The following is a 25,884-nucleotide window of genomic DNA, read 5'->3' as shown; positions in this document are numbered from 1 at the left end:
TCTCCGCCTCGCTCCAGCACCCTCTGTGTGTCTGTCGCTGGCTGGGGCGCGCGCGGGGTGTGTGCTGGCGGCTCCCCGGGGCGCCGGGCGGCGCGCCCCCCCCCCCCCACGACGACGCCGGCACCGTGGGCCCGCTTGGGCAGCAGGGACAGCGCGTCGGCGACGGTCTGGGTGGGCGCCAGCGTGATCGGGGTGTCGAGCACGAGGTGGCGGGTCTTCACCCAGGAGATGACGTCGGTGACGACCTCGATCGGGATGTCCTGCGGGATGACCACGATGCCACCGCGGCGGGCCACGGTCTCGGCCATGCGGCGGCCCGCGATGGCGGTCATGTTCGCCACGACGAGCGGAATGGTGGTGCCGGTGCCGTCGGGCGAGGAGAGGTCCACGCCCTGGCGGGAACCGACCGCGGAGCGGCTCGGCACCATGAATACGTCGTCGTACGTCAGGTCGTACGGCGGCTTCTGGTCATTGAGGAAACGCACGTGCTGAACATCCCAGTCGATCGAAGGATCCGGCTACGGCCCCGGCGGAGCGGCCGAGGAAACGCACGTACTTCATTCTCCCACGGCCCGGCATCAATGCCGCCCGGGCTGATCGTCCAGGACATACCGGGCCCTGTGGTCTGTTCCTACGGGACCTTGGTCCCGGAAGAGACCGGAGCCGGAGCGGCCGGCGTGCACCGGGCCGCGGCGGTGCGCCAGCGGAAGAACCGATCCGCCGTACCGGGCGGCGGTGAACTCGGCGGCGATGGACAGGGCCGTCTCCTCGGGGGTGGCGCCGCCGAGGTCCAGCCCGATGGGTGAGCGCAGCCGGGCGAGCGCGTCCTGCGGCACCCCCTCGTCGCGCAGCCGCTGCGCGCGTTCGGTGTGGGTGCGCCGCGATCCCATGGCGCCCACGTATCCGAGCGGCAGCCGCAGGGCGAGGGCCAGCAGCGGTACGTCGAACTTGGCGTCGTGGGTCAGGACGCAGACGGCCGTACGGGAGTCCACGCGGCCGGCCTCCCATTCCGCGGCCAGGTGCCGGTGGGGCCAGTCCACGACCACCTCGTCGGCGTCGGGGAAGCGGGCGGGCGTCGTGAAGACGGGCCGGGCGTCGCAGACGGTGACCCGGTGTCCGAGGAAGGCCCCGATCCGGGCGAGGGCGGCGGCGAAGTCGATGGCCCCGTAGACGATCAGCCGGGGCGGTTCCGCGGCGGATTCGACCAGCAGGGTGAGCGGCTGCCCGCACAGACCGCCCGCGGTGCCGAGTTCGGCGGTCCCGGTGCGCCCGGCCAGCAGCAGGTCCCGTACCCGGCCGGCGGCGGCCCGGTCCAGGGCCGTGCCGCCGCCCAGGCAGCCCTCGTACGATCCGTCGGGGTGCACAGCGAGGGCTCGGCCGAGCTGCGTCGGCGGGCCGGAGACGACCCGGGCGAGAGCGGCCCTGGCCCCTCCGGCGGCGGCGTCGAGCACGGAGCCGAGGACGGGCCGCACCGGGTCGTGCCCGCGCACCGGGGTGACCAGCACGTCGAGGACTCCCCCGCAGGTCAGGCCGACGGCGAAGGCGTCGTCGTCGCTGTAGCCGAAGCGGTGCACGCCGCTTTCGCCGGAGGCGATGGCGTCGAGGCACAGCGCGTGCACGGCGGATTCCACGCAGCCCCCGGAGACGGAGCCGAGTGCGGTGCCCCCGGAGTCGACGGCGAGGGAGGCGCCCGGGCCGCGCGGCGCGCTCCCGCTGACGGCGACGACGGTGGCCAGGGCGAATTCCCGGTGCGCGGCACACCACGCGCGGAGTTCCTCGGCGATGTCGAGCATCAGCGGATGTACTCGCGTCTCGCGCTCTGGCCGGGGATCAGCGGCCGGGGCGGCAGCACGGGCGGCGGTCCGGTGCGCGGTACGGGTCCGGGCGCGCCGGGACGGGTCGCGGGTCCGGGCACTCCCGGGCGGGACACGTGCCCGGGTACGCCGAGCGGCGCGGGCCGGCCGGGGGCGGGGAATCCCTCGGGGACCCTGCCGCGGGCGCCGAGCAGTCTCGACGCGTGGGCGACGCTCGCGAGCGTGGCGTGGTGGTGCCAGCCACGGAAGGAGCGGCCCTCGAAATCACGGATGCCTACGGGTTCGCAGGTCTCGGTGAAATCGAGGGATACCCGGTCGGTGAGTTTGGCGAGCAGGAACAGCTGGGCCAGCGGCCGGTCGCCGATGTTCGTGATCCAGAACTCGGAGGGCAGCAGGGCGGCTTCGGTCCAGGCGCCGACGAGCAGCAGCGGGGTGGGCGGCAGCGGGGCGGGCCGGTCCTCGCCGGGGGTCGCGAGGATGGCGGCCGAGGTCAGCAGGGTCACTGCTCCTTCGGCGCGGCCGTGCCGGGTCCATTCGACGACGCGGCGCTGGGAGCGCAGGGAGTCGATGAGTTCGCGGGCGGGTGCGGTGTGCGGTCCGGGCTTGTGCCGGCCGGCGCCGCCGAAGGAGACGGGCAGCGAGCCGTCGACCTTGAACACGAAGGGGATGTCCTGGAGGGCGAAGGACTCGATGCTCTGCGGGATGTCGGTGTTGGCGACCTCCATCACCACGGGCCGGCGCTGGAGTTGCCAGGTGGCGGCCATCCGCTGGACGGCGTGTACGGCGTCCTGGACGGGGGTGAGCGAGCGGGCGGTGTCGGGGATGCCGGCCCGCCGGCGGCGCAGCAGCTCGTTCGTCCAGGGCCCGGGGAGGGTGAGGGTCCATTCGACGGGAAAGCTGGCCTCGCTGGAGGCGAGCCAGATGCCGCTGGCCTGCTGACAGTTGGCGGTGCGGCCGAGCTGGGGGACGAACTGGCGGCCGACGCCGACCGAGCGGTCGCCGGCCTTCTCGATCACCATGGGCTGGACCACCCAGGCCAGCGGGCGCTGGGCGGTGCGTTCGAGGTACTGGGCGAGGGAGCGGCGTACCGGGGTCCAGTCCCACGGGGACTTGCTGATGAACTGCTGGAGGCTCTGTTCGACCGAGCTGGCCCCCGTTCCGGCGATGTTGCGGATCGTTTTCTTCCCACTGGTCCGCACGAGGCCGTTGAGATAAACGCGGGCCCAGTTTCGCTGGTCCCGCCGGGGTAAGGATTCGAAGAAAAGAGAGATCAGGACGTCGATCAATTCGGAGATTTCCTTGGCGGAATCCTCCGGCAGAACCACGCGAGCCATCTGGGCCTCCCCCGCGACCACTAGATCCAATACCCTACTTGACCGTACAGAACGGCCGTAGGCCCCGGCGGCTACTTCCTGAGGTCGCTCACAGATTCGAGCCGCTCTTCCTCTACCACGAGGGGGATCGGGATCTGGTTCGCCGCATAGTAGAGCGCGATCAGGAAGTGTGCGGCGAGAGTGAGCGGTGCGGAGAAGAAGGACAGGAGAACGGTCAGGGGGTACGCCACGGCGCCGAGTCCGAAGCGGACCCGGGTGGCCCGGGCGCCCTCCTTGTCCACCCGTTCGTGGAAGAGGTGGCCGACCCGGGTGACGTACCACCAGAAGGCCAGGAACGCGAGCGCGTAGGCGACGGTGACCGAACTGTAGAGCACGGCCGCGGCGTTGGCGGAGCCGCCCTCCTCGACGAGGTGCTCGGCGAGCACGGTGGTGGTGTAGGGAATCACCGACACCACCATCAGCACCAGGAGATTCAGGAACAACAGCTGTCGGTCCACCCGCTTCAGGTGACTGAAGATGGTGTGGTGATTCACCCACATCACGCCGATGATGAGGAAGCTCACCACGTATGCGGCGTAATGCGGCCACTGTTCCCACACGCCGCGCCAGAAGTCCGATCCCGTTTCTTTCGGAACCTTCAGTTCCAGAACCAGAATCGTGATGACAATGGCGAATACCCCGTCACTGAATGCCTCGACACGCCCGGTTTCGCGTTCCATGACCTCCCCTTTGCCATTTCCGCCGGCATCCGCCCCGATCTCCTTCGGCGGCTTGCGCGAGCGGGGAGGGCGCTGCCTTCGCCCTCCCCGCACACGCTACCCAGATATCGTTGGTCAGCCGCCGAAACCGGCGGTCTGGCGCCAGATCCGGCCATCGCGGACCACGAGTGTCCCGAACGCGTGCTCCGGTTCGCCGTTCAGGTTCATGATCGCGCGGTAGAAGATCGTGTCCTCGGTCTCGATGTACTCCTGGAGCTCCACCAGGGTCGGCTTCACCGTCAGGTAGCCCGTGAACGTCTCGCGCACGGCCTCGATCCCGACCGAGGCGCCCTCGAAGCGCAGCAGCACGGCGTCGTCGGTGTAGTTCTTCATCACCGCCTCGATGTCCAGGGCCGCCAGCGCCTCCATCTGGCGGACGAACACCGGGTGCAGCTTGGAGATGTCGTACTTGGCCATGTCGACTCCATTCTCTCAACGGGTGGAGGTGGGTTCATCAGGTGTTTCGGCGCAGGCGGCGGCCGCGGTGAGCGGCAGCCGGACGACCATCCGGGTCTCGCCGGGACGGGAGCGGGCCGTGATCGAGCCGTGGTGGCGCTGGGTCACGATGCGGTAGCTGAGGTGCAGTCCGAGGCCCGTGCCCTTGCCCACGTCCTTGGTCGTGTAGAAGGGTTCGAAGATCCGCGGCAGGGAGCCCTCGGGGATGCCCCGCCCGGTGTCGGCGATCTCGACGACCAGGCAGACCCCCTCGGCGCGGACCCGCAGGGTGAGCGTGCCGGCGCCCTCCATGGCCTCGGCCGCGTTGTCGACCAGGTTGGTCCACACCTGGTTCAACTCGCTCGGATAGCCCGTCAGTTCGGGCAGCTGCGGCTCGTACTCACGCACGATGGTGATGCCGGTCAGCTTGGAACGCAGCACGACCAGCGTGTTCTCGATCCCGTCGGCCACCGCGAAGCGCTGTTCGGGCGCCCGGTCGAGATTGGCGTAATCCCGGGTGGCGGCGACCAGTTGGGAGATCCTCGGACCCGCCGCGCGCAGTTCCGCGGCGAGCGAGCGGATCTCCAGCAGGGCCGCCAGGTGGTCGAGGGCCGGGGGCAGGGCGGCCTCGCCGATCCCCTCCAGCCGCTCCAGCAGCCAGCCCAGTTCCAGCCCGAGGTCCGAGATCCCGGAGCCGAGCAGTCCGGGCCGTTCGGTGCCCGCCTCCTCGGCCCAGTCCGTGATCTCCTCCTCGGCATCGGCCTGGGCGAGCGGGTCGGTGGTGACCGGCGGCGGCAGCTTGTCGAGCTCCTCGGCCAGCCGGTCGAGCACCGAGCGCTCCGCGCCCGTCGCGGCGGCGCCCCACGCCTGGGCGGTCCGGGTCAGCCCCTCCAGGGCCGGTGCCAGCTCCTGGGCGGCCCGGGCGACCGCGGCCGCAGGGTTGTTCAGCTCGTGCGCCAGGCCCGCGGCCAGGGTGCCGAGCGCCTCGACGGTGGCCCGTTTGCGGGCCTGCACCTCGGAGGACTTGATCCGCCAGGCCAGTACCGGGATCAGCACGGCCGCCACCCCGTGGCAGCGGGTCAGCATCTCGAAGAACACCGGCTTCGGGTACGCGACGACGGTCGTCGCCGGCCCGCTCGCGGCGGCGGTGGCCACGTACGCCCCGTCCGTCAGCAGCGGCAGCTCGCCCGTGAAGCGGTGCGCGGCGGAGGGTTTGCCGTCGTGCTCCTCGGCGGCGACGCTCTCCTCCTCGGTGGAGTGCCGGGTCAGCACCTCCTCGCGGCCGTCGACGACCTTGGTCACGACCAGCCCGCCCGCGAGCAGGACGTGGAAGCCGGTGGCCTCCTCGCCGTCCCGGAACAGGACCTCCCCGTCGGCGAGGACCCGGGGCTCGGAGACGGACACCAGCCAGTCCAGCTGGTCCGCCGTGAGCCCGGCGAAGATCTCCAGCCCGAGCAGGGCCGACCGCAGCTCGGCGGCGTCCATGTCGGCAGCCTTCATGTCGTGCTCCCTTCGGCCCGGGTGCGGGCGGCCAGCCGCAGCGTGACGAACAGCGCCAGCGCGCACACCCCGGCGACGGCGGCCATGAAGCCGACCGAGGTGCGGTGCAGGCCGTGGATGTTGGTGAGCATTCCGGCGAGCACCGCCGGCACGCTCATCGCGAGGTACGCGAAGACGTAGACGGCGGCGGTCAGTTCGCCGCGGTGCGCCGGATCGGCCAGCGCGCTCAGCGCCCGGAAGGAGCCGAGGAACGCCGCGCCCCAGCCGGCGCCGAGGACGGCCGTGGCGAGGAGGAACACGGTCGCCGACCCGAGGCCCAGCGCGAGCAGCACCAGGCCGAGCCCGGCCAGCAGCCCGCACAGGCCGAGGACGGCGGTGCGCAGGGCCTCGGTGCGGCCCAGCAGCAGCTGCGCGGCGGTGGCGGCGCCCGCGAGCAGGGCGACGGTGGCCCCGCCGACCAGGTAGTTGGTGCTCCGGAGCAGGGACAGGGCCAGGTGCGGCCCGAGCGAGAGGTAGAAGCCGCCGACGGACCAGACGGCGACGATCGTCAGGACGAGGACCGCGAACCGTCCCCGCACGGCGGCCGGGACGTGGATCCGGCGCGCCGAGATCCGCGGCCGCCCGCCGGCGCGGGCGCCGGAGCGAGCGCCGGGAGCGCTCTCACGCATCCGGACCACCCCCACCAGCGTGACCGCGAAGGCGGCGATCAGCAGCAGGTAGCTGAGCACGGTCGGGGCGGGCGCGTACTGGACGAGCAGCCCGGCCCCGATCCCGCCGAGCCCGATGCCCACCGTCGGCCCCGCGCTGTTGACCTGGGCGCCGAGCGCCGGCCGCGACCGCGGGGCCAGTTCGAGGAGGGCGGCGCCCATCGCCCCGGTGGCCAGGCCCACCGCCAGCCCCTGGACGGCGCGGGCGGCGAGCAGCAGCCCGAGCCCCTGCGCGCCGGCGAACAGTCCCATGGAGACGATCGCCAGGACCAGGCCGACACCGAGCACCGGCCGCCGCCCCAGGGTGTCGGACAGGGACCCGAACAGCAGGAGCCCGATGAGCACGGTGACGGCGTACAGGGCGAAGACCACCGTGATCATGCCGGAGGACAGGCCCCATCTCTCCTGGTAGAGCACGTAGAGGGCGGACGGTACCGAGGAGGAGAGCATCAGCAGGACGAGGACCGCCCCGACCACCCAGAAGCCGGAGCCTCTGGGTGCCCCGGCCGCCTGGGCGGCCGGCCGCGCCGGTTTCCCCGTGGTCGTCCTGGACGATTCGGCCACTGCGTCAACTCCCCCGTGGTGGGCGGTCAGGCGAGGGCCTGATCCGCCCTCTGCAGCGCGCGGGCGGCGAGCACCCCCGCGAGGTGGCCGAGGTATTCGGCCGAGGTGCCGCGCCCGGGGACGAACAGCTCCCTGGGCTCGGCGCGGAAGGCCGCGAGCACGGCCTGCGTCGTGTACGGGCCCCCGCGCAGCCGGTCCTCCACGCCGCGCAGCCGCAGCGGGCGGGCGGTGGCCCCGGTGACCGCGATGCGCGGCCCGTCGGGGGTGATCCGTACGGCGGTGGCGCAGACCGGGTAGCGCGTGGCCCGGTCCGCGGTCTTCTCGAAGGCGGCGCCCGGCCCGGCGGCGGGCACCAGCAGTGCGGTGACCACGGCCCCGGCGGGCACGCCGGAGGCGGCGAACTCCTCGGCGGCCGCGGTCGACCGCCCGCCGGGTCCGGCCAGTTCGATCCGGGCACCGGCGGCGATCGCCGCGACCGGCAGGTCGGTGGCGCGCCCGCCGGCGGCGAGGTTCCCGCCGGCGGTGCCGAGGTTGCGGACCTGGGGGTCCCCGTTGGCCCGGGCGGCGGCCGCCAGTTCCGGCGCCTCGGCCCGGACGGCCGGGTGGGCGGCGAGCTCGGCGAGCGTGGTCAGCGCCCCGATCCGGATCCCGTCGGGGGTCCGCCCGATGCCGCGGAGCTCCTCCAGGTGCCGTACGTCGACGAGCAGCCGGGCGGTGGTCTCCCCGGTGCGCAGCGCGGGCAGCAGGCTCTGGCCGCCGGCCAGCACCCGGGCGCCCCGGGTGCCGGAGAGCAGGGTCAGCGCCTCGTCGAGGCCGACGGGCCGGACGTAGTCGAACTCGGTGAGGATCACTGGGCTTCCCCTCTCAGGCGGCGCCAGACCTTCTCGGGGGTGAGCGGCATGTCGATGTGCTGCACGCCCAGGTCGGAGAGGGCGTCGACGACAGCGTTGACGACGGCCGCGGCGGGCGGCACGGTGGCGATCTCACCGGCGCCCTTGGCGCCGAGCGGGTTGTGCGGGCTGGGCGTGGTGGTCTTGTCGAGGGTGAAGAACGGCACGTCCGCGGCGCGCGGCAGGGCGTACGTGGTCAGGTCGGAGCTGACGAGCAGGCCCTGTTCGTCGTACACGGCGGCTTCCATCAGCGCCTGGCCGAGGCCGTGCGTGATGCTGCCCTCGATCTGCCCGAGGACGATCTTCGGGTTGCCGATGTTGCCGGCGTCGTCCACGGCGGTGTACGCCACCACCTCGGTCTCGCCGGTGAGTTCGTCGACCTCGACGACCGCGACGTGCGTGCCGAAGGGGTAGTTGAAGTCCGGGGGGTCGAAGTGGGTGGTCTCGTCGAGGGCGGGCTCGATCTCGTGGGGCAGCCCCCAGCCGTACCACATGGACATCGCGAGCTCGGCGAACGTCTTGGTGTTCTCCGGGTTGCCCTCTTCGTGGACGGCGCCGCCCTCGTAGACGACCTTGTCCTCGGGGATGCCGAGGAACACGGCCGCGGCCTTGACCAGCTTGGCCTTGATCTTGCGGGCGGTGAGGGCCACGGCGGGCGCGGCCATGCTGTAGGAGCGCGAGCCGTACGTGCCCTGCCCGTACGGGGCCTTGAGCGTGTCCCCCTCGTAGACCTGGACGGTTGCCGGGTCGATGCCGAGCTCGTCGGCGGCGACCTGGGCGAAGACCGTGTGGTGGCTCTGGCCGGTGGAGGCGGAGCCGACGGTGACGGTGACCTCGCCGGTCGGGTGGACGCGGATGTTCGCGCTCTCCCAGGTGCCGCCGAGCATGCCCTCCTGGGACATCCGGGTGGAGGGGCCGACGCCGCAGATCGCCACGTAGGTGGCCAGGCCCACGCCGAGCCGCTTGCCGCGGGTGCGGGCCTCGGCCTTGCGGGCGGGCATGTCGGCGTAGCCCGACAGCTCCATCGCCTTGTCGAAGTTCAGCTGGTAGTCCCCGGAGTCGTACGTCCAGCCGAGGCCGTTGTCGTACGGGAACTTCTCCTTCGGCACCAGGTTCTTGCGCCGCACTGCCGCCGGGTCCATGCCGATCTCGGAGGCGTACCGGTCGACGAGCCGCTCCATCAGGAAGGCCGCCTCGGCGCGCCCGCTGCCGCGCTGGGCGCCGAGCGAGACGGTGTTGGTGAAGGCGGCGTACACCTCGCAGAACGCGGCCGGGATGTCGTACATGCCGCTGATGGAGCGGCCCATCAGGGCGGTGGCGACACCGGGGCCGATGGTGGAGGGGTACGCGCCCAGGTTGGCGTAGCTGGTGGCCCACAGGCCGGTCATCCGGCCGTCGCGGGTGCCGGCGAGCACCACGTGCTGGCGGTGGTCGCGGCCCTGGACGGTGGAGTTCATCAGCCCGGTGCGGGTGTCCACCCATTTCACGGGCCGGCGCAGCGCCTTGGAGAGCAGCAGGACCAGCGCCATGTCGGGGTACAGGTACCCCTTGGTGCCGAAGCTGCCGCCGACGGTCGGGGCGATCACCCGCAGTTTGTTGAAGGGGATGCCGAGGACCAGAGCGGCGAGCAGGAAGCGGTGGTTGTGCGGGCCCTGGGTGGAGGCGTACAGCGTGTACTCGTCGGTGGCGGCGTTGTAGTCGCCGACCGCGCCGCGCGGCTCGATGGGGCTGTTGATGGTGCGCTGGTTGACGAGGTCCAGCTCCACCTTGACCTCGGCCTCGGCGAGGGCCGCCTCGGTGCGGTCCTTGTCGCCGCAGGTCCAGTACGCGTTCAGGTTGCCCGGTACGGCCTCGTGCAGCTGGGGAGCGCCCTCGGCGAGTGCCGCGTCGGCCCGGGTGACCACGGGCAGCGGTTCGTACTCGACGGCGATGGCGGCCAGCGCGGCGGCGGCCTGGCGCGGGGTCTCGGCGACGACCACGGCGATGGGATCTCCGACGTGCCGGACGGTGTCGCCGGTCAGGACCGGGCGGGCGCCGGGGAGTCCGTAGGGGTGCGGCGGAAAGTGGCTCTCGACGCCGCCGGGGATCCAGATGCACGGCAGCGGCATCACGTCGGTGAAGTCCGCCGCGGTGGCCACCTTCAGCACGCCGGGCATCTGCTCGGCGGCCTTGGTCTCGATGGAGAGGATCTTCGCGTGGGCCACCGGGCTGCCGAGGATCGCCATGTGGGCGGTGCCCGGGAGGTCGATGTCGGCCACGTACGTGGCCTCGCCGCGCAGCAGCTGCGGATCCTCGCGGGCGTCCAGCGGCCGGCCGAGCAGGCCCGATCCCTGGAGGGGTGCCTCCCCCGTCACTGCGGTCATCTCCCTCACACCTCCTTGCCGGACGCTGACGCGGACGCCGACGCCGACGCGGTGGACCCTGCGGACGCGGGGACGGCGGCCGCGCCCTCGCCGATCTCCTCGGGCAGCTCGGCCCGGGCGGCGGAGCAGGCGCGCTGCACGCCCCGTACGACGCTGTGGTAGCCGGTGCACCGGCACAGGTTGCCGGTGAGCCACTCGCGGATCTCGGGCTCGGTCGGCGCCTCGCGGTCCGCGGTGTTCTCGACGAGCTCGCCGAGGGCCATCACCATGCCGGGGGTGCAGAACCCGCACTGGGTTCCGTGCTCCTGGCGCAGGGCCTCCTGGAGGCCGGTGAGTTCGCCGCCGCGCGTGGTGACCCCCTCGATGGTGGTCACCCGGGAGCCGGCTGCCGACGCGGTGAGGAGCAGGCAGCTCTTGACCGAGCGGCCGTCGAGCCGGACGACGCAGGTGCCGCACTGGCCGGTGTCGCAGCCGACCTTGGTGCCGGTCAGCCCGAGGCCGTCGCGGAGCCGTTCCACCAGCAGTTCGTTCGGCTCGGCCGCGAACTGCTCGGGTCTTCCGTTCACGTTCAGTGAGATATCCATGCCAGCGCCTGCGCTTCCGTGAGCGGCCGGTTGTAAAGGGGCCCGCCGGGCTGCTGGAGAATTCCTCCGGCGTGCAGCGAGCCGGTGTCTACGGGGGCGAATCCCAAATCCGAGATGATTCCCGCGACGATTTCCTTCGCCTTCTCGTCGTCCCCCGCGGTGAAATGGGCCAGGCGTTCGCCCCCCGCGGTGCTCCCTCCGGACTTCGTCCGGGGGGAGACCCCGGCTACGGCGAGCGTCTCGAAATGCATGGTGTTCAGGGATTTCACCACCCGGGCGCCGGGGTACCAGTCGGCGACCAGTTCGCTGGAGGTGCGGCCGTCCGGGTCCGCGGGTGCGCCCGCGCCGCTGAACGTGTTGGTGGCGTCCACCAGCACCTTGTCCTCCACGGCCGCGGGCGCGAGGAGTCCCCGGACGCTCGCGTGGGGCACCATCAGCACCAGCAGGCCGGCCCGGTCGGCGGCCTCGGCGGGGTACGCCGCCGAGGCAGCCGGGCCCAGTTCGGCCAGCAAGGGGCCGATCGACTGCGGTCCGCGGGCGTTGGCCAGCACGACCTCGTGCCCGGCCGCCACCAGGATCCGCGCGAGGGTGGAGCCGATCCGCCCGGTGCCGATGATGCCTGTGCGCATGTCCGCTCCTACTCGGTCGGTCAGTGGGTCGATCGGTCAGTGGGTCGGTCGGTCAGGCGGACGCCCGGTCAGTCCATGCCGATCCAGACCGACTTGGTCTGCGTGTAGCTCTCCAGGGATTCCGGTCCGCACTCGCGGCCGTATCCGGAGGCCTTGTAGCCGCCGTACGGCACGGAGGGGTCGTACTGGTTGTAGCAATTCACCCAGACCGTGCCGGCCTTGATCTGGGAGGCGACCCGGTGCGCGCGCCGCAGGTCCTTGGTATGGACCCCGGCGGCGAGACCGTACGCACTGTCGTTGGCGATCCGGATCGCGTCTTCCTCGGTGTCGAAGGGGATGATCGACAGCACCGGGCCGAAGATCTCCTCCTGGGCGATCCGCATGCCGTTGTCGACGCCGGTGAAGACGGTCGGCAGGAAGTACAGGCCCTGGCTGGAGGCTCCGTCCGGGGTCCAGCCGGTGCCGCCGGTGCGCAGGACGGCGCCCTCCTTCTCGCCGATCTCGATGTACGAGCTGACCTTGTCGAACTGCCCGCGGTGGGCCAGCGGTCCGAACAGGGTCTCCGGGTCGCGCGGGTCGCCGGGCTTGAGGTCGGCGGCCCGCCGGACCAGGCGTTCGACGAGTTCGTCGTGGATCGGGCGCTGGAGCAGCAGCCGGGAGCCGGCGGTGCAGATCTCGCCCTTGTTGTAGTAGATGCCGAAGAAGGCCAGTTCCTCGGCGGCGTCCAGGTCGGCGTCGGCGAAGACGATGTTGGCGGACTTGCCGCCGAGCTCCATCGTCACCTTCTTCAGGGTGCCCGCCGACTTGCGGATGATCGACTGGCCGACCGCGGTGGAACCGGTGAAGGCGATCTTGTCGATGCCCGGGTGGTCGGTCAGGGTCTCGCCGAGTTCCACGCCGGGGCCGGTGATCACGTTCAGCACGCCGTCGGGGATCTCCGCCTCCTGGAAGAGTTCGGCGATCTTCAGCGCGGTGAGCGGGGTGGCCGGGGAGGGCTTGTGGACGACCGTGTTGCCCGCCGCCAGTGCCGGTGCGATCTTCGTCATCGACAGCAGCAGCGGGAAGTTGAACGGGGTGATGGCGCAGACCACGCCCAGCGGTTCGCGCAGGGTGTAGGCGAGCTGTCCGCCGGCCGGGGCCCGCGAGGAGCCGTCGACCCGGGTCACGGCGCCGGCGTAGTAGTGCATGAGCTGCGCGGCCATGGGGGCGTCGACCGTGCTGGAGAAGGCGAACGGCTTGCCCATGTCCACCGTCTCCAGCAGGGCGATCTCCTCCAGGTCGCGTTCGATGAGCTCACCGACCCGGTTCAGCCTCAGCGCGCGCTCCTGGGCGGAGAGTCTGCTCCAGGGACCTTCCTCGTACGCCTGGCGGGCGGCGGCGACGGCCGCGTCCGCGTCGGCGGCGGTGGCCTGCGCCACCGGTACGATCTCCTGTCCGTCCACGGGGCTGATGTCCGGCTCGGTACGGCCGTCCTGGGCCGGAACCCATGTGCCGCCGATGAACAGCTTCCCGGGGTTGGCCAAGGGCTGGTCGCTGAGCGCGCGCTTGGTCATGGCTGCCTTCCGGTGTCGGATGCGGGGGCGTTCTAGTCCTTGGCGAGCTGGGTCAGGAACGTCTCGGCAAGGGCTTTGGAGGAGTACGGGTTCTGGCCGGTGGTGAGCCTGCGGTCGACGACCACGTGGGAGTCCCAGATCTTCCCGGCCTTCTCGTAGCGGGCGCCGAGCCGGGTGAGCTCGGCCTCCAGGATCAGCGGGAGCCGGCCCGCCATGTTGGTGACCATCTCCTCGCTGTGCGAGAACGCCGTCATGCGGTAGCCCTCGAACGGCCAGCGGCCGTCGCCGTCGCGCAGCGCGAGCAGCGAGGTGTGGCCGTGGCAGACGGTGGCGAGCGGCTTGTCCTGGGCGATGGCCCAGCGCAGGACCTGCGCGAGCTCGTCGGAGTGGGGCAGGTCTCCGATCGCGCCGTGGCCGCCGCTGACGTAGATGCCGTCGTAGCCGGCGACGTCCTTCTCGCCCAGGGACTCCAGGGCGATCGGGTTGCGGAGCTGGGGGGTGTTCTCGATGACTCTCACGTACTCGGCGGCGTTGGCCGCGTCCTCGTCCGGCGAGCCCTCGGGGCGGACCCACCGCAGGAACTGGGGGTCGATGCTGGTCTGGTCGACCGTGGGGGTCCGGCCCCCGATCGTCGCCACGTCCACGGTGTGGCCTGCGGCCTTGAAGAGGGTGTAGGGAACGACGAATTCCTCGGCCCAGAAACCCGAGGGATGCTGTTCCCCGTCCAGCAGATGGAGCGTTGCCTTGGCCGTCATGACGACGAGAATCTTCATGACTGTTCTCCTTGTTCTGGAATCGCTGCCGATTCAACACGCCCCCCGCAGGGGGCGTAAGGGGGGGAGCGTCAGGCGCGCGATACTTCGTGAGGTGCGTCCAACGCCGAGATGATGGTGCGGAATTCACCGACCAGGGGGTGGTCGGGATGCGCTTCGGCGAATATGCGCTCGCCGTACAGGGCGGCCATTTCCGGCACATAGGGAAGGATTCCGGCCAGGGGGGCGCCGTACACCTCCTGCGCCCGGCGGCGGATCTGCTCGCCGTCGACGCCCTCGGGGGCCATGCTCATGACCAAGGCCCGCCGGCAGGCCAGCCTCCCGGCCAGGGCGATGGTCTCCTCGACTCCGGACAGGTCGATGCGGTCGGCCCGGGCCAGGATCATCAGCACGTCGGCGCTCGCCATGGCGGTCACCGACTCGTTGTTCAGCCCGGCGTGGGTGTCGAGCAGCAGCACGTCGAGCGCGTGGTGCCCGGCCAGCCGGTCGAAGCCCTCCGCCAGCAGCCCCACGTCGTAGCCGCTCGTCATGAGCTCGCGCAGCGCCGCCGTCCCGGTCCGGGCCGGTACGACGTACAGCCCGGGCACGGCGACCTGCTGGGCCGTGGCCTCGATCTCGCAGCGTCCGAGCAGGTAGTCGGCCAGGGAGGGACCCGGGCCGAGCCGGAAGATCAGGTCCAGGGTGGGCGACTGGATGTCCGTGTCGACCACCCCCACCCGGCGTCCCCCGCCCGCGATGAGCAGGGCCAGGTTCGCCAGTACCGAGGACTTCCCGGTGCCCCCGCGGTGCGAGTGCACCACGATGGTCCGGGTCATCTACGCCACCACCCGGTGGCCGCCGCCGTCCGCGTGCGGCCCCCGCGCCGCACGTGGCCGGTGCAGGGCCAGCATGGTGACGTCGTCGTGCTGTTCGGCTGTGCCGGTGTGCTCCCGTACGGCGGTGTCCATCCGGTCGACCACCTCCCTGCCGCTCGCCGGGGGGCCGGCGAGCAGCTCCAGCATCCGTTCGTCACCCAGGAAGCTGCCGCTGGGGCAGCGGGCCTCCGGCACTCCGTCGGTGAACACGAACAGGGTGTCGCCGGGGTCCAGCTGGGCGTAGCCGAGCGTGTAGACGCAGTCCGGCAGCACCCCGACGGCGGGTCCGGTGACCTCCAGGGCGAGCGGGTCGCCGCCGTCGGCGCGCAGCAGCAGCGGGGCGTTGTGGCCCCCGTTGATGTACACGAGGCTGCCGGTCAGCGGGTCGAGCACGCCGAAGAACAGGGTGGCGAAATAGCCCTGCCTCAGATGGTTGCGGGTCAGGTATCCGTTGGTGGCGGTGACCGCGTTGAGCAGCGGTGTCGCGCCCACCACCGGGATCCGCCGGCTGCCGCCCGCCCGTCCGGCGGCCACCAGGTGCTGGAGCCCGCTGTTCTCCGCGGTGTGCCGCAGCAGGGAGCGGATCAGCGCCATGAACAGTGCGGCGCCGACCCCCTTGTCGCAGACGTCGGCGACGACGAAGGCCAGGCGGCGCCCGCGGGAGATCTCGAAGACGTCGTAGAAGTCCCCGGCGACCTGCCGGGCGGGCCGGAACCGGACGTCGATCTCCCAGCCTTCGGGGACCGGCAGCGATTCGGGCAGGAACCCCGCCTGGATCTCCCGGCCGATCTCCAGCTCCTTCTCGTAGCCCATGAGTTCGGCGCGGGCGTCGGCTTCGCGCAGGTTGCGGCCGAGTCCGGCGCGCTCCGAGCAGCTGTGCAGCCGCGCCCCGACGAGGGTGGGCAGGAAGGGCGGTACGAGGTAGTCGTGGCCGAGCCGGACGTGTGCCTCCAGCGCGGCGAACTCCGTCACCGTCCAGACGACCACGATGGGTGCCCCGGCCCAGCGGCGCAGCCGCCGTACCGCGAGGCGCACCGACTCGCCGTCGGCCTCGGCCGGGGCGAGCAGTACGTCGGCGACGGGCAGCCCGTCCAGCGGGCCGCTGCGCAGCTCGCTCAGGGTGCGGGCGACGAGTTCCGCGTCCATCGACCGCAGCGCGTCGAGCAGTTCGAGCGGCGGCGGCGGGTACTCGTCGAGGATGATCACGGTCGTGGAGGGCATGGGTCCGTCCCCTCGGCGTTCACAGTCAGCGTGCTGATGTTGCGGCCGTCCCTGCGGACGTAGCTGAATTCGTCCACGCTGGTCAGCGCCAGGTGGATGCCGAGTCCGCCGACCCTGCGCCGCTCGGGCGGAGTACCGGGGGCGGGGGGCAGACGGCCTGCGACGGGGTCGAAGGCCGGCGCGGAGTCCGCTATGGAGATCTGCACCCGGCCGGGACCGGAGCGGCCGCGGACGGTGATCCGCCCGCCGCCGCCCCGGTACCCGTGCATCACGATGTTGGTGGCCAGTTCGTCCACGGCCAGCCGGATCCGGTACGTGGGGCCCTTGCCCAGGCCCGCCCGGCCGGCCAGCCGCAGGACGAACGTGGCGATGTCGCCCAGTGCCCCCAGCGTGGCGGGCACCTCCAGTTCGGCGGGCGTCCTCGCCAGTTCGACCATCTCACTCATGCGATTCACTCATCGGAGAGCACGATGCTGCGGTCCAGCCCGGCCGTCCGGATGGTCCGGGACACGGGCTCGATCGCGCCGACCACCTTGATGGTCACGTGGTTCGCCACCTTCTGCTGGGCGAAGACCAGGGACCGCAGTCCGGCGCTGGCCATGTAGCCGACACCGGCCATCCTGATCTCGACCGTGCCGGTGCCGTGCCCGGCGGCCTTCTCGATGGTCTGGTGGAAGTCCGGAGCGGTGTTGGCGTCCAGCTCGCCCGCCAGCTCGATCACGGTGGTGTCGCCCTCGACGCTCAGGGACACGGAAAGCGGCATGTGAGGTCTCCTTCGGCCGTTCGGTTGGGGCGTGCGGTCGGGCAGGTGCTCCTAGAGCTCGGGATCGGGCGTCCGGCCGACCAGGATCACGACCGAGCGCGGACCGATCAGGTACTTGCCGGCGTTGTCCAGCTCGGTCTCACCGCCCGGGGTGCGGATGTCGTGCGGGGCGCCGGCCCCGGTGTCCGCGAACAGGTGCCAGCTGCGCCCGTGCGGCAGCACGGGCAGCTCCAGGTCGTGAGCCTCCCAGTGCGCGTTCATGGCCACGTACACCACGTCGTCGTCACCGGTGCCGCAGCGGGCCACGGCCAGCAGCCGGCTCTCCGCCGACCAGTCGGGCTGCCACGCCCGCTCCCCGTGCCAGCTGATGTCCGGCAGGCCGAGGCTCTCGCGGACCCGCCCGGTGGGGTGGGAGGTGGAGCGCAGTTCGCGGTGGCGTCCGCGGAAGGCGATCATCTCCCGCGTGAACCGGAGCAGTTCGGCGTTGTCGTCGACCTGGTCCCAGTCGAACCAGGACAGCTCGTTGTCCTGGCAGTACGTGTTGTTGTTGCCCTGCTGGGTGCGGGCCACCTCGTCGCCGGCGAGCAGCATCGGGATGCCCTGGCTGGTGAACAGGATGGCCAGGGCGTTCTTCATCTGCCGCAGGCGCAGCGCGTTGACCCCGGGGTCGTCGGTCGGCCCCTCCGCACCGCAGTTCCAGCTGCTGTTGTCGTTGGCCCCGTCGTTGTTGCCCTCGCCGTTCGCCTCGTTGTGCTTGTCGTTGTACGAGACGAGGTCGGCCAGGGTGAAGCCGTCGTGGGCGGTGAGGAAGTTGACCGAGGCGGAGGTGCCGCGGGTCGAGTAGAGGTCGGGCGAGCCGGCGATCCGGGTGGCCAGCTCCCCGGTCACCCCGGGGTCGCCCTTGAGGAAGCTGCGCACGGTGTCGCGGTACTTGCCGTTCCACTCCGCCCAGCGGCCGTACGCCGGGAAGTTGCCGACCTCGTACAGGCCGCCCGCGTCCCAGGCCTCGGCGATGAGCTTGGTGTGCCGCAGGACAGGGTCGTAGGCGAGCATCTCCAGCAGCGGCGGGTTGGGCAGCGGAGTGCCGTCCAGGTCCCGGCCGAGGATGGCCGCGAGGTCGAAGCGGAAGCCGTCGATGTGGTAGTCGGCGACCCAGTGGCGCAGGCAGTCGAGCACGAAGTTGCGCACGACGGGGTGGTTGCAGTTGACCGTGTTGCCCGTGCCGCTGAAGTTGAAGTAGTACCCCTCGGGCGTGAGCATGTAGTACGTGGCGTTGTCGAGCCCCTTGAAGGAGATCGTCGGGCCCTGCTCGTTGCCCTCGGCGGTGTGGTTGAAGACGACGTCGAGGATGACCTCGATGCCGGCCGCGTGCAGGTCCTTGATCAGGGTGCGGAACTCGTCGCCCTGCATCCCGTAGCGGCCGGTGGCCGCGTAGCCGGCCTTGGGCGCGAAGAACGAGACGGTGTTGTAGCCCCAGTAGTCGAAGAGGTGCTCGCCCGTCTCCGGGTTGGAGCGCATGTTGTCGCTCTCGTCGAACTCGAACACCGGGAGCAGCTCGATGCAGTTGACCCCGAGCTCCTTGAGGTACGGGATCTTCTCCCGCAGCCCCGCGAACGTGCCGGGGGCCGTGACCCGGGAGGACGGGTGCCGGGTGAAGCCGCGCACGTGGGTCTCGTACACGACGAGGTCCTCGGCGGGCAGCCGCAGCGGGGTGTCGTCGCCCCAGTCGAAGTCCTGGAGGCAGACGCGCGAGCGGTACTGGTAGCCGCGGCTGCGGTCCGGCTCCACGCCCCACACGTCGCGGCCGGCGATCAGCCGGGCGTACGGGTCGGAGAGGATCTGGCGGGCGTCGAAGCGGTGGCCGGTGACGGGGTCGTACGGGCCGTCGGCCCGGTACCCGTACTCGATGTTCTCGTGGTCGAGGCCGAAGACCGTCATGGCGAAGACGCTGCCGGTGCGGAACTCCTCGGGGAATTCCAGCTCGGCCATCGGCTCGGGCTCTCCGCGCTTGAAGATGACCAGGGTCATGGAGGTCGCCTGGTCGGAGTAGACGGAGAAGCTGACCCCGCCGGGGACCACGTTGGCCCCGAACGGGAACGGTTTGCCGGCGCGGACGCGGTACCCGCCCACTTCGTGGGTCGGGTACGCGTCGACGCGCAGGACCTGCTCGGACCGGGTCTCGGTCATGGTGCGACCACGCCGGCGACGGAGCCGGCCTTCGCCGTCTGCCGGGGCTTGGACCTGGCCTCGGCGGCCGCCGCCTCGCCCGTCTCGAAGAAGTCGAGGAAGCCGGTGGCCGACATGACGAACCGGACTTCCTCGCTCACCCCGTACAGGGTGACCGCGACCCCGGCGTGCTGGGCCTCGCGGTAGACGACGAGCAGGGTGCGCAGGCCCGCGCTGGACACGTACGTGACGGCCGTGAGGTCGATGCGCAGCGGCCGGCCCTCGCGGACCAGCGGCAGCAGGGCCTGCAGCAGCTGTCCGGAGGTCTCACTGTTGATCTCGCCGGTGGCGACGAGGACGGTACCGCCCTTGTTGCGGCGTTCCTTGACGTTCAGAGACATTGCTTTCCCCTCTAGTCGGGGCGCCCCCCGTTGAGCGCTATGAAGTCACCGGGCGCAGCCGGACCTTGACCTTGACCCGCCCCTGGACGTCGGGCAGCCGGACGGTGAGCCCGTCGGCGTCGAAGTCCCGGTACGGCTTCTCGTCGATCTCGACGGCCGCGATCTGCACGGATCCCGCGGGCAGCAGGTCGGGCGAGACGCGCAGCACGCGGTCGGGCAGGTTGGTCGGGTCGGGCTTGAAGTGGAAGTCCATCTCCCGCCCGTTGATGAGCAGGTTGTTGTAGACGGCGGACAGGTAGCAGAGCTCCGCCGAGTGGTACATGGACATCGAGTGGCTGCCCTTGAGCCGCTCCGTGCCGAGCAGGTACGGGGTACCGCTGGCGAGCACGTTGAAGTAGACGGCTCCCTCGTCGTGGTCGAGGAAGAACGTGTTGTAGAAGGCCTGCGCCTGCCGGGCCTCGCGCAGGAAGGCGTCGCCGCCGACGGTGCCGTTCAGGATGAGGTAGGCGAGGATCGCCTGCTCCTGCTGCCACCAGGCCTTGCGGTCGTGCCAGGCGAAACGATACGTCTCCCGCCCGTCCTCGCTGGTGGACTTGACCCGCTCCACGACGTCGTACCAGCCGCCGCGCTGCACGTCGCTGCCGACCGCCGGCATGATCTCGCCGATCTTCTTGGCGAGCTCCTCGTAGGTCGCCTTCGGCTTCAGCGAGTTCATCCGCATCAGGTTCCAGGCGATCTTCAGGTTGTGCCCGACGACCGCGCGGTTCTGCTGCCAGCTGTGCGCGGTGTCGTGCGACCAGTCGCGGAAGAAGCGCTCCTGGACGAAGGGGCTGTTCTTGTAGTCCGGGAACTTGTCCGCGATGGTGTCGAAGGTGTACTCAAGGAAATCGGCGTACTTCTGCTCGCCGGTCGCCAGGTACAGGTTGATCAGGTACGCGGGCGCGTGGTCGCCGACCGAGTTCCAGTTCTTGCGCTCGGCGTTCTCGCCGAGGGACTCGTGGTCCGCGCTGAAGAGGATCGGGTCGATGTGCGAGTAGTAGCCGCCCTGCTCGCGGTCCAGGAAGAACTTGTCGAACAGCCGGATCGTGGCGTCCGCGTCGTTCTTGATCCGGACGTCACCGGTGACGCGGTAGGTCTGGATCGGGCCGGCCAGCGCGTAGATCTGCTCGTACATCGGGATCGCGTCGTAGTCGTCGGAGAACTCCGAGGTGAACAGCTTGCGCTCACTGTCCCCGTCGACGCTGATGCCGTGGTACCAGAAGACCACGTCCTCCTCGCTGTCCACGACCCGCATGTGCTTGCGCAGGTACTCGGTGCCGCGCTCGGCGACCTCCAGGTACTCGTCCTTGCCGGTCAGCAGGTAGGCCGAGGCCATGCCGTAGACCAGCCGGGAGATCGTGTCGGTCTCCTGGACGTGGCTGGCGGTCTTGTCGCCGCCGAGCCGGATCTCGGTGCGGTACTCCGAGAAGTCCACCGGGCCCTCGCCGAACTGCGCCCGCTTGTAGAAGTCGGCCAGCGACTCGATCTGCTTGACCCACCAGCTGGGCTCCTCGAACCGGTAGTCCTCGGCGCCGCGGCCCAGGAACACCAGGCGCTTGGCGTCGAAACGCCCGCCGTGTTCCGGGTAGTGCACGCCGTAGACGAAGAGGAACCGGCCCGGCGAGAGCATCTCGTCGATGTGCCCGGAGGCGTCGATGTACGGCTCGTCCAGGTTGCGGACCAGCTCGGCGCTCGGGTCCCCGGCGAGGGAGACGTCGAACTCGCGGCCGTCCGAGGTCTTCAGCCGCAGCAGGCGGGACCCGGAGTCGAAGCGGCCGACGTAGCCCGCGATGGTGTCGGAGAAGGAGAAGCTCACGGCGTCCGCCATGTCATGCACCGTCCTTGTCGTGTGAGCGGTCGTCCTCGAATCCCTGGCTGACCTCGACGATCACCCCGTCGGGATCGCGGACCCACACGGTCCGCCAGCCGCAGATGAAGTCGTCGAAGTCCAGCGGCCCCAGGGTCACTTCGGCCGCGTCGCCCAGCTCGGCCAGGAACGCGTCCACGCTGTCGGTCTGGAAGGCCAGGTGGCGCATCCGGCCGGGAGCCTGCGGCCCGTCGTCCTGCCCCGGCCGGGCCGCGGCGGTACCGGCCGCGAAGAGCTCCAGGTACGCGTCCCCCTTGCGCAGGAACACGATCTGCGACTCCCCGAGGTCGACGACCCGGGCCCGGGAGAAGCCGAAGTACCGGGTGTAGAACTCCTCGGTCGTCTTCTGGTCCGTGCAGTTCAGGCCCACGTGCGACCAGACCATCACGCGCTCTCCGGCGCCGGCCATCAGCCGGCCCCCCGGCCCCGCCCCGCCGCGACCAGCTCGATGATCCGCCGGGCGAAGAGGTGGTGGTGGGCTCCGGTGCGCCCGGTGACCAGGTCGCCGTCGACCACCACGTCCTCGTTGACGTACTCGGCCCCCATGTTGCGGACGTCACCGATGAGGTTGTTGTGGCAGACCACCTTGCGGCCCCGGATCTTGTCCGGGATCGAGGAGGCCAGCCACATGCCGTGGCAGATGATCCCCTTGAGGACCGTCGGCTCCTCGAAGGCCCGGCGCAGCAGCTCCGTGGCCGGTGCGAGGACGTCCACGTCCTCGGTGTAGCGCAGCCGGTCGGCCACCATGCCCGAGGGCACGATGATCGCGGCGTACCGGCGCAGCTCCTCGTCGCTCAGCCCTTCCAGGGACCGGTCCGCGGTGAACGGCGCCCGGTACTCGTGCCCGGAGAAGGTGATGGAGTCGTTGCCCCACAGCCGGGTCAGGAAGTCGACCTCGGCGCCCTCCTCGGCGAAGCGGTGCCGGTAGTAGAAGATCTCCGGCTCGTAGAAGTCGCTCTCGACGAGGACCGCGATCCGGGTCCCGCTCAGCGCACCCTCGCGCAGTACGGCGTCAGGCACGGGAGGTCCCCCTCAGGAAGTCCGCCGCGCGCTCGGCGATCATCGCGATGGCGGTGTGGCAGTTGCCCGACGGGACGGCGGGCATCACGCTCGCGTCGACGACCCGCAGGTTGCGTACGCCGTGCACCCGCAGCTCGGGGTCGACGACCGCGAGGTCGTCGATGCCCATGCGGCAGGAGCCGGCCTGGTGGTGGTAGCTCTCCGACTTCTGCTTCGCGAAGGTCCGCAGGTCCTCGTCGGAGACGAAGCCGGGACCGGGCTGGAGCTCCTGCTTGTACCAGGGCGAGAAGGCCGAGGTCGCGAAGATCTCCCGGGCCAGCTTGATGCCCTGCACCATCCGCTCCAGGTCCCACCGGTCGCCCAGGTAGTTGGGGTTGATCAGCGGGTGGGCCAGCGGGTCGGCGCTGGCGAGCCTGATCCAGCCGCGCGAGACGGGCCGTACGACGCCGGGCAGGATGCTCACCGTGTTCGGGTGGTCCTTGCCGACGATCACGTCGAACGGCACGTGGACGAAGGCGATCTGCAGGTCGGGCGCGGGAAGACCGGGCTGTGACGAGAGGAACAGAGCGCTCTCCGACAGGTTCTGCGCCGGGGGCGGGAGTTCCTGGGTGACCTCGGCCATCAGCCCGGTCAGTACGTGGTTGTGGAAGTTCTCGCCGACCCCGGGCAGGGCCGCGACCGTCTCGATGCCGTGCTCGCGCAGCTGCTCGGGGTTGCCGATGCCGGAGAGCAGCAGCAGCTTCGGGGACTCGATCGCCCCGGCCGCCACGATCACCTCGCGGCGGGCCCGTACGGAGTGCGGCCCGGGCGCGGCGCCCGCGCTGTGGCCGTCGCGCACGGTCCGGCCGGGGAACTCTGCGGGCGGCGCCGACTGCACGTACTCCACGCCCGTGCAGGTGTCGCCGTCGAACAGCAGCCGGGTGCTCTGCGCGCTGGTGCGCAGCGTCAGGTTGGGGCGGTCCAGGGCCGGCTCCAGATAGGCGGCCAGCGTGCCCTGGCGGCGGCCGTCGGCGACGTCGATGTGGTGCCAGCCGGCGCCGAAGAGGCCGCGCCGGGGCCCGTCGGTGTTGAAGTCGGCGATCTCCTGGTGGCCGAGCTCGACCGCCGCGTCGATGAAGGCGCGCGAGACCGGGTTGGGGCCGTGCAGGCCGGCGTTGGTGATGCGCTGCGGGCCGCGGGTGCCGGTGGTGGCCGCGGTGGCGTCCTCCTGGCCCTCCAGGAGCGCGAAGTACGGCAGGACGTCCTCGTACGCCCAGCCGGCGGCGCCCTGGTAGGCCCAGTTGTCGAAGTCCGAGGCGTGGCCCCGGATGTGCATCATGATGTACAGGTTGCTGCTGCCGCCGGGGGCCTTGCCGCGCGGTTCGTACGTGCGGCGGCCGTCGAGCCCGGGCTGCGGGACGCTGGTGTAGCCCCAGTCGACGGGCCCGCCCAGCAGCTTGTACCAGGAGGACGGGTCGTCCACCTCGGGCGGGATGCGGTTGCCGCCCGCCTCCAGGACCAGGACGGAGACGTCCGGGTCCGCGGAGAGCCGGTTCGCGAGGACGCTGCCCGCGGTGCCGGATCCCACGATGACGTAGTCGTACTCTTCTCTCTCGCTGATCGCCACGTCCCGGCCCCCCTCAGCCCTGGCCCAGCACCTGGAAGGGGACGGTGTCGTGGTAGTTCGCCATGTAGGCGATCTTTCCGTCCACGATCCGGAAGAAGTTCATGACCTCGGCCTCGATCGCCTCGCCGGAGGCGCTGACGGCGCTGAGGTGGGAGACGGCCGCGGCCTTCTCCCCGTCGACGAGGAAGTGCACGGGCTCGTTCCGGAAGACCCGGTACATCGTGCCCATGCCCTTCATCATCGAGCGCAGGACCTCCAGGCCCTCGATGTGGCCGGCGAGCTGCTCGTCCATGACCTGGTCGTCGGCGAACAGGTCGCACCAGCGGTCCCAGTCCCCGGCGTTGGCGTACTCGTAGTACTTCTCAAGGATCCGTCGTGCGTCCACAGCGCTCATCGCGCTCCTCCCCCTATCGGTCCCGGCGGGTTCCGTCCGGCGCGAACGGCGCCCAGAACTGGCTGAAGGCGGTCGCCGAGTCCCCGAAGAGCCCGTCGCGGCCCTCGATGATCCGGCCGTTCCGCCACCGCATGAAGTGGAAGACCGGGTAGTCCATCCGCTCGTACGGGGACCCGCTCGCCGCGTCCGCGCCGTCCCGCACGGCGACGTTGCGGCACACGTCGGCGCTGCAGTCCTCACCGACGAGGACGGACTGGATGTCCATCCGGAAGGTGCCGCCCGTGAGCTTGTGCGTCCGGCCCATCAGCTCCAGGAAGGCGTCCAGGCTCTCGTACCAGCCGGCCAGCGGGTGGTTGCCCGGCACCAGCCAGCGCAGGTCCTCGGAGTAGTACTCCAGGATGCGGGCCCGGTCGCCGGACCCGAGGGCGGCGTAGGCCGCCTCGACCCGCTCCCGTGTCACTTCGGTCATCGTCGCTTCTCCTTCGCCGGCGCTCAGAGCGAGGCGGAACCGGGCATCGGAGCCAGGTCGTTGACGGTGTACTGCTTGATCAGCGGTCCGTCGGGACCGGCCACGACCGTCCAGGTCTGGTCGGCGTCGAAGCCGATCCACTGGCTGCGGGCGGCCGGCGGGTCCCAGATCTTGGCCTGCCAGTTGACGAGGACCCGGACGATCGCCCGGTCGCCCTCGATGACGGGCTCCACCTTGGTGACGGTGTGGACCTCGTCGAAGAAGCGGTTCGTGACGGCCGTGTACCAGCGGCCGAAGCCCTGGTGTCCGAGGAAGGTGTCCTCGGGGACCTTGAGCTCCAGGTCCTCGGTGATGAGGGCGAGCACCTGGTCCTGCGGCAGGTGCTGGTCCAGGGCCACGTACCAGTTCTCCGCGAAGGTGCGGATCGCGTCCTCGGTCAGCCGCTCGGCGGGCATGCGGTCTCCTCCTGTCCGTGGTGGTGTGCGGTGCAGTGCGGTGCGGTGCGTCAGATCTGTACGTCGACGAGGAACGGTCCGGGGTGCTCCAGCATCCGGGCCACGGCGGCGACCGCCTCGTCCGGCTTCTCCACCCGCGTCCCCTCGGCGCCGAGCGCCCGCGCCAGCCCGGCGAAGTCGATCTCGGGGTGGGAGAGGTCGAAGGACCCCGGGAAGCCGTGCTGCGGGATGTCCCGCTCCCGCCAGTACTGGGCGATGTTGTCGTCCAGCAGCCGGTACTTGCGGTTGTTGCAGACCACGAACTTGGCGTCGATGCCGTGCCGGACCGCGGTCCACAGCGCCTGGTACGTGTACATCGACCCGCCGTCCCCCGCGAAGCCGACGACGAGCCGGTCCGGACGGGCCAGCTTGGCCCCGACCGCCCCCGGGAAGCCCACGCCGAGCGAACCGCCCCGGGTCAGGTGGTAGTCCCCGGGGTGCTCGGGCGGCAGGTACCGGGTGACCAGCGGCGAGGTGGTCAGCGCCTCGTCGAAGACGATCAGGTCCCCGCCGGTCCGCTCGGCCAGGGTCCGCAGGAAGACGGCCATCGGCGAACCGTCCTGGTCGGCCGCGCCGGACCGGGCGGACAGCGCCCGCTCCCGGGTGCGGGCGTCGAGCCGGGCGGCCGCGGCCGCCCGCCGCGGCGGGGTCAGCAGCCGTTGGAGTTGGGGGGGCTGGGGTGGCTG

The 25,884-nt window shown here is 71.1% G+C and carries 27 protein-coding genes; all 27 read right to left on the bottom strand.

Annotation, left to right across the window (positions count from 1 at the left end; translation table 11 throughout):
• On the bottom strand, nt 1-485 hold a 485-nt coding region (locus tag ACFXA3_RS06010), incomplete at its 3' end, for an IMP dehydrogenase (RefSeq protein WP_385182545.1).
• Between the two features lie 93 nt (nt 486-578).
• A complete protein-coding gene (locus ACFXA3_RS06005) occupies nt 579-1,793 on the bottom strand; it encodes an XdhC family protein (protein WP_385182542.1) in 1,215 nt (404 codons plus the stop codon).
• The gene (locus tag ACFXA3_RS06000; protein ID WP_385182539.1) at nt 1,793-3,148 is read right to left on the bottom strand and encodes an IS701 family transposase; all 1,356 of its coding nucleotides are present in this window, start codon (nt 3,146-3,148) and stop codon (nt 1,793-1,795) included. Before ACFXA3_RS06000 ends, ACFXA3_RS06005 begins: the two co-directional genes overlap by 1 nt.
• A gap of 71 nt (nt 3,149-3,219) precedes the next feature.
• Nucleotides 3,220-3,867, bottom strand: a complete 648-nt coding sequence (locus ACFXA3_RS05995) for a TMEM175 family protein (protein ID WP_385182536.1) — start codon at nt 3,865-3,867, stop codon at nt 3,220-3,222.
• A 114-nt stretch (nt 3,868-3,981) separates the two neighbouring features.
• Nucleotides 3,982-4,323 (bottom strand): nuclear transport factor 2 family protein, encoded by a 342-nt coding sequence (locus tag ACFXA3_RS05990; protein ID WP_385182534.1) that lies wholly within the window; start codon nt 4,321-4,323, stop codon nt 3,982-3,984.
• 15 nt (nt 4,324-4,338) lie between these two features.
• The gene (locus ACFXA3_RS05985; RefSeq protein ID WP_385182531.1) at nt 4,339-5,841 is read right to left on the bottom strand and encodes an ATP-binding protein; all 1,503 of its coding nucleotides are present in this window, start codon (nt 5,839-5,841) and stop codon (nt 4,339-4,341) included.
• Nucleotides 5,838-7,112 carry an MFS transporter gene (locus tag ACFXA3_RS05980; RefSeq protein ID WP_385182528.1) on the bottom strand — a complete coding sequence of 425 codons (1,275 nt, stop codon included), beginning with the start codon at nt 7,110-7,112 and terminating at the stop codon, nt 5,838-5,840. The genes ACFXA3_RS05985 and ACFXA3_RS05980 overlap by 4 nt, the downstream gene beginning before the upstream one ends.
• A 26-nt stretch (nt 7,113-7,138) precedes the next feature.
• Nucleotides 7,139-7,963 carry an FAD binding domain-containing protein gene (locus tag ACFXA3_RS05975; RefSeq protein ID WP_385182526.1) on the bottom strand — a complete coding sequence of 275 codons (825 nt, stop codon included), beginning with the start codon at nt 7,961-7,963 and terminating at the stop codon, nt 7,139-7,141.
• A complete protein-coding gene (locus tag ACFXA3_RS05970) occupies nt 7,960-10,365 on the bottom strand; it encodes a xanthine dehydrogenase family protein molybdopterin-binding subunit (protein ID WP_385182523.1) in 2,406 nt (801 codons plus the stop codon). The genes ACFXA3_RS05975 and ACFXA3_RS05970 overlap by 4 nt, the downstream gene beginning before the upstream one ends.
• 5 nt (nt 10,366-10,370) lie before the next feature.
• The gene (locus ACFXA3_RS05965) at nt 10,371-10,931 is read right to left on the bottom strand and encodes a (2Fe-2S)-binding protein (protein ID WP_385182520.1); all 561 of its coding nucleotides are present in this window, start codon (nt 10,929-10,931) and stop codon (nt 10,371-10,373) included.
• A gap of 2 nt (nt 10,932-10,933) precedes the next feature.
• Nucleotides 10,934-11,578, bottom strand: coding sequence for an NADPH-dependent F420 reductase (locus ACFXA3_RS05960; RefSeq protein WP_385182518.1), 645 nt, complete (start codon nt 11,576-11,578; stop codon nt 10,934-10,936).
• A gap of 68 nt (nt 11,579-11,646) precedes the next feature.
• The gene (locus ACFXA3_RS05955; RefSeq protein WP_385182516.1) at nt 11,647-13,131 is read right to left on the bottom strand and encodes an aldehyde dehydrogenase family protein; all 1,485 of its coding nucleotides are present in this window, start codon (nt 13,129-13,131) and stop codon (nt 11,647-11,649) included.
• Between the two features lie 32 nt (nt 13,132-13,163).
• Entirely contained in the window at nt 13,164-13,904 is a 741-nt protein-coding gene (locus tag ACFXA3_RS05950) for a type 1 glutamine amidotransferase domain-containing protein (protein WP_385182513.1), read from the bottom strand.
• A gap of 71 nt (nt 13,905-13,975) precedes the next feature.
• Nucleotides 13,976-14,719: a MinD/ParA family protein gene (locus ACFXA3_RS05945; RefSeq protein WP_385182510.1), complete on the bottom strand. Its 744-nt coding sequence runs from the start codon at nt 14,717-14,719 to the stop codon at nt 13,976-13,978.
• Nucleotides 14,720-15,979, bottom strand: coding sequence for a PP2C family protein-serine/threonine phosphatase (locus ACFXA3_RS05940; protein ID WP_385182507.1), 1,260 nt, complete (start codon nt 15,977-15,979; stop codon nt 14,720-14,722).
• Complete coding sequence (locus ACFXA3_RS05935; protein ID WP_385182504.1) at nt 15,961-16,425, bottom strand: ATP-binding protein; 465 nt, start codon at nt 16,423-16,425, stop codon at nt 15,961-15,963. The genes ACFXA3_RS05940 and ACFXA3_RS05935 overlap by 19 nt, the downstream gene beginning before the upstream one ends.
• A gap of 5 nt (nt 16,426-16,430) precedes the next feature.
• Nucleotides 16,431-16,742 carry an STAS domain-containing protein gene (locus ACFXA3_RS05930; protein WP_385182502.1) on the bottom strand — a complete coding sequence of 104 codons (312 nt, stop codon included), beginning with the start codon at nt 16,740-16,742 and terminating at the stop codon, nt 16,431-16,433.
• 51 nt (nt 16,743-16,793) lie between these two features.
• Nucleotides 16,794-18,929 (bottom strand): glycogen debranching protein GlgX, encoded by a 2,136-nt coding sequence (gene glgX, locus ACFXA3_RS05925; RefSeq protein WP_385182499.1) that lies wholly within the window; start codon nt 18,927-18,929, stop codon nt 16,794-16,796.
• The gene (locus tag ACFXA3_RS05920; protein WP_385182496.1) at nt 18,926-19,309 is read right to left on the bottom strand and encodes an STAS domain-containing protein; all 384 of its coding nucleotides are present in this window, start codon (nt 19,307-19,309) and stop codon (nt 18,926-18,928) included. The genes glgX and ACFXA3_RS05920 overlap by 4 nt, the downstream gene beginning before the upstream one ends.
• Before the next feature lie 37 nt (nt 19,310-19,346).
• Nucleotides 19,347-21,176 carry an AGE family epimerase/isomerase gene (locus ACFXA3_RS05915; RefSeq protein ID WP_385182493.1) on the bottom strand — a complete coding sequence of 610 codons (1,830 nt, stop codon included), beginning with the start codon at nt 21,174-21,176 and terminating at the stop codon, nt 19,347-19,349.
• Between the two features lies 1 nt (nt 21,177).
• A complete protein-coding gene (locus ACFXA3_RS05910) occupies nt 21,178-21,624 on the bottom strand; it encodes a VOC family protein (protein WP_385182491.1) in 447 nt (148 codons plus the stop codon).
• Complete coding sequence (locus tag ACFXA3_RS05905; protein ID WP_385182489.1) at nt 21,624-22,235, bottom strand: DJ-1/PfpI family protein; 612 nt, start codon at nt 22,233-22,235, stop codon at nt 21,624-21,626. The genes ACFXA3_RS05910 and ACFXA3_RS05905 overlap by 1 nt, the downstream gene beginning before the upstream one ends.
• Nucleotides 22,228-23,841 (bottom strand): GMC family oxidoreductase, encoded by a 1,614-nt coding sequence (locus tag ACFXA3_RS05900; protein ID WP_385182486.1) that lies wholly within the window; start codon nt 23,839-23,841, stop codon nt 22,228-22,230. The genes ACFXA3_RS05905 and ACFXA3_RS05900 overlap by 8 nt, the downstream gene beginning before the upstream one ends.
• Before the next feature lie 13 nt (nt 23,842-23,854).
• The gene (locus tag ACFXA3_RS05895) at nt 23,855-24,235 is read right to left on the bottom strand and encodes a nuclear transport factor 2 family protein (RefSeq protein ID WP_385182484.1); all 381 of its coding nucleotides are present in this window, start codon (nt 24,233-24,235) and stop codon (nt 23,855-23,857) included.
• A gap of 13 nt (nt 24,236-24,248) precedes the next feature.
• Nucleotides 24,249-24,704 (bottom strand): nuclear transport factor 2 family protein, encoded by a 456-nt coding sequence (locus ACFXA3_RS05890; protein ID WP_385182483.1) that lies wholly within the window; start codon nt 24,702-24,704, stop codon nt 24,249-24,251.
• A 23-nt stretch (nt 24,705-24,727) separates the two neighbouring features.
• Nucleotides 24,728-25,159: a nuclear transport factor 2 family protein gene (locus tag ACFXA3_RS05885; RefSeq protein ID WP_385182480.1), complete on the bottom strand. Its 432-nt coding sequence runs from the start codon at nt 25,157-25,159 to the stop codon at nt 24,728-24,730.
• Between the two features lie 50 nt (nt 25,160-25,209).
• Nucleotides 25,210-25,884 (bottom strand): thiamine pyrophosphate-dependent enzyme (locus ACFXA3_RS05880; RefSeq protein ID WP_385182477.1); only part of this gene is annotated, 675 nt, incomplete at its 5' end.

The sequence above is a fragment of the Streptomyces sp. NPDC059456 genome (genome assembly GCF_042750055.1).
Taxonomy (GTDB): Bacteria; Actinomycetota; Actinomycetes; order Streptomycetales; family Streptomycetaceae; genus Streptomyces.
The sequence above is the reverse complement of the archived record's forward strand: the minus strand, read 5'-3'. Positions and strand labels throughout refer to the sequence as shown.